Origin of the sequence: Rhizobacter sp. (assembly GCF_031412495.1) — a bacterium.
Lineage (GTDB): Bacteria > Pseudomonadota > Gammaproteobacteria > Burkholderiales > Burkholderiaceae_C > Schlegelella_A.
Window position 1 is genome coordinate 1 of sequence record NZ_JANODC010000334.1, and the last position, 3,183, is coordinate 3,183.

Annotated in this window: 2 protein-coding genes; both read left to right on the forward strand. The window is 72.7% G+C overall.

Going from position 1 to position 3,183, the window contains the following annotated elements; genetic code table 11:
- A partial coding sequence (locus AC30N0_RS12330) for a transglutaminase family protein (protein WP_489518204.1) occupies positions 1–2,466 on the forward strand: 2,466 nt, incomplete at its 5' end.
- A 14-nt stretch (positions 2,467–2,480) separates the two neighbouring features.
- Positions 2,481–3,183 (forward strand): circularly permuted type 2 ATP-grasp protein (locus AC30N0_RS12335; protein WP_489518205.1); only part of this gene is annotated, 703 nt, incomplete at its 3' end.

Here is a 3,183-nt window from a genome sequence, read left to right on the forward strand (position 1 = left end):
CCTCGCGTGACGCTGCCCTACACCGATGCGCAATGGGCCGCCGTCGATGCCCTCGGCGCCCGCGTCGACGCCGACCTGCAGCGCCACGACGTGCGCCTGACGCAGGGCGGCGAGCCGACCTTCGTGTCGATCGACGACCGCGAGGGCGGCGAATGGAACACCGAGGCGGTGGGCCCGACCAAGCGGCCGCTCGCGATGGCCCTGATGCAGCGCCTGCGCGAGCGCTACGGCGCCGGCGGCCTGCTCCACAGCGGCCAGGGCAAGTGGTACCCGGGCGAGCAGCTGCCGCGCTGGTCGCTCAACCTGTACTGGCGCAGGGACGGCCGGCCGGTGTGGTCGGACCCGGCCCTCATCGCCAGCGAGCAGGACGATCACGGCGCGACGCCCGAGATCGCGCGCGACTTCCTGAACCGGCTGGCGCGTCGCCTTCGCATCGATGCGCGCAATGTCTTCGCCGCCTACGAGGACACCTGGCACTACCTCTGGCGCGAAGGCAAGCTGCCGGTCAACGTCGATCCCTTCGATTCGCGCCTGGCCGACGCGCAGGAACGCAAGCGCCTGCGCGCGGTGTTCGAGCGCGGCCTCGAGGCGCCGGTCGGCTACGTCCTGCCGGTGGCGCGCGACGAGCGCCGCCGCGGCGTCTGGCGCTCCACGCCCTGGTACCTGCGCGAAGACCGCTGCTACCTCGTGCCGGGCGATTCGCCGGTCGGGCTGCGCCTGCCCCTCGAGTCGATGCCGTGGGTGAAGGCGGCCGATGCGCCGTGGATCCACGAGCCCGATCCGACCCGCGACCTCGAGCCGCTGCCCGCCGAGGGCGATGCGCCCGACGACGGGGAGAAATCATGGCACGCCCTCGGCGAGTCGCCTGCGGCGGAGGAAAGGAAGGCCGAGCACCACAATCCGCCGGGCGCGCACGAGTCGGCTGCGTCCGTCGTGCGCACGGCCATGAGCGTCGACCCGCGGCACGGCCGGCTCTACGTCTTCATGCCGCCGACCTCCGCCCTCGAGGACTACCTCGACATGGTCCGGGCTGTCGAGGCGACCGCCCGGGAGATGCGGATGCCGGTCATCCTGGAAGGCTACGAGCCGCCGAAGGACCCGCGCCTGACGGTGCTTCGCGTCACGCCCGACCCGGGCGTGATCGAGGTCAACGTGCACCCGGCGTCGAGCTGGGCCGAGCTCGTCGAGCAGACGACCTTCCTCTACGACGCCGCCCGGCAGACGCGGCTGATGACAGAGAAGTTCATGCTCGACGGCCGCCACACCGGCACCGGCGGCGGCAACCACTTCGTCATCGGCGGCGCGACGCCGGCCGACTCGCCGTTCCTGCGCCGGCCCGACCTGCTCGCCAGCATGATCGGCTACTGGCACGACCACCCGTCGCTCAGCTACCTGTTCTCGGGCATGTTCGTCTGCCCGACGAGCCAGGCGCCGCGCATCGACGAGGCGCGCAACGACTCGGTCTACGAGATCGAGATCGCCTTCGCCGAGCTGGCCCGCGTCGCCGAGGTGGAAGCCGGCGCCGGCCGGGCGACGCCGCCGTGGCTCATCGACCGCCTGCTGCGCAACCTGCTCATTGACGTCACCGGCAACACGCACCGGGCCGAGTTCTGCATCGACAAGCTGTACTCGCCGCATGGTCCGACCGGCCGCCTCGGCCTGCTCGAGATGCGCGCCTTCGAGATGCCGCCGCATGCGCGCATGAGCCTGGTCCAGCAGCTGCTGATGCGCGCGCTCGTGGCCCGCTTCTGGGCCGAGCCGTACCGGCCGCGGCAGCTGGCGCGCTGGGGCACCGAGCTGCACGACCGCTTCATGCTGCCCCACTTCATCTGGCGCGACCTCGCCGACGTGCTCGAGGAGCTGAACGCCTTCGGCTATGCCTTCGAGCCGGGCTGGTTCGCGGCACACCGCGACTTCCGCTTCCCGCTCCTCGGCGACTTCGCCGCTGCCGGCGTCGAGATCGAGCTGCGCATGGCGCTGGAGCCCTGGCACGTGCTCGGCGAGGAGAGCGGCGGCGGCGGCACGGCCCGCTACGTCGACTCGACGGTCGAGCGCATCGAGGTCCGCGTCAGCGGCCTGGTCGGCGGGCGCCACCTCGTCGCCTGCAACGGCCGGCGCCTGCCCCTGCAGCCCACCGGCACCGTCGGCGAGTACGTCGCCGCGATCCGCTACCGGGCCTGGACCGCGCCCTCGTCGCTGCACCCGACCATCGCCGCCCACGCGCCGCTGGTCTTCGACGTGGTCGACACCTGGATGAACCGCTCGCTGGGCGGCTGCCAGTACCACGTCGCCCACCCCGGCGGCATCAACTACACGAGCTTTCCCGTCAACGCCTACGAGGCCGAAGCACGCCGCCTGGCCCGCTTCTTCCGCAGCGGCCACACGCCGGGAACGATGGTCGTGCCGCCGGAAGCCCCCAACCCTGACTTCCCGCACACGCTCGACCTGCGTCGGCCGCACGGCTAGGGGCTGCCAAGGCCATGGCCGAACGCCTGCTCGCCGGCTACGCCGCGCCCGACGATCGCTACGACGAGCTCCTCGCCGCGCCGGGCCGGCCGCGCCCGCACTGGGACGCGTTCGTGCGCTCGCTCGCCGACCGCAGCGAGCGCGAGGTCAGCGACACGCTGTCGCTCACCGAGCGCCAGATCCGCGAGCACGGCATCACCTACAACGTCTATGCCGATGCGGCCGGCGCGCACCGGCCGTGGCAGGTCGATCCGATCCCCCTCGTCCTGCCGGCCGGAGAGTGGGAAGCCATCGCCGCCGGCATCGAGCAGCGCGCCGACCTGCTGAACCGCGTCCTCGGCGACCTGTACGGCGCGCAGTCGCTGCTCCGATCCGGGGCCCTGCCGCCGCTGGTGGTGTTCGGGCACAGCGGCTTCCTGGCGCCGGCCGAAGGACTGCGACCGGCCGGGGGCCTGCACCTGCTGCAGTACGCAGCCGACCTGGCCCGCTCGCCCGACGGCCGCTGGTGGGTCGTCGGGGACCGCACGCAGGCGCCTTCGGGCTCGGGCTACGCCCTCGAGAACCGGCTCCTCGTGTCGCGCGTGTTCCCGCGCATGTTCCGCGAGTTGCCGGTGCAGCACCTCGCCGCCTTCTTCGAGGTCCTGCGCAGCTCGCTCCTGCACTGGGCGCCGCGTGGCGACGGCCCGACCCGCATCGTCCTGCTCACCCCGGGCCCCT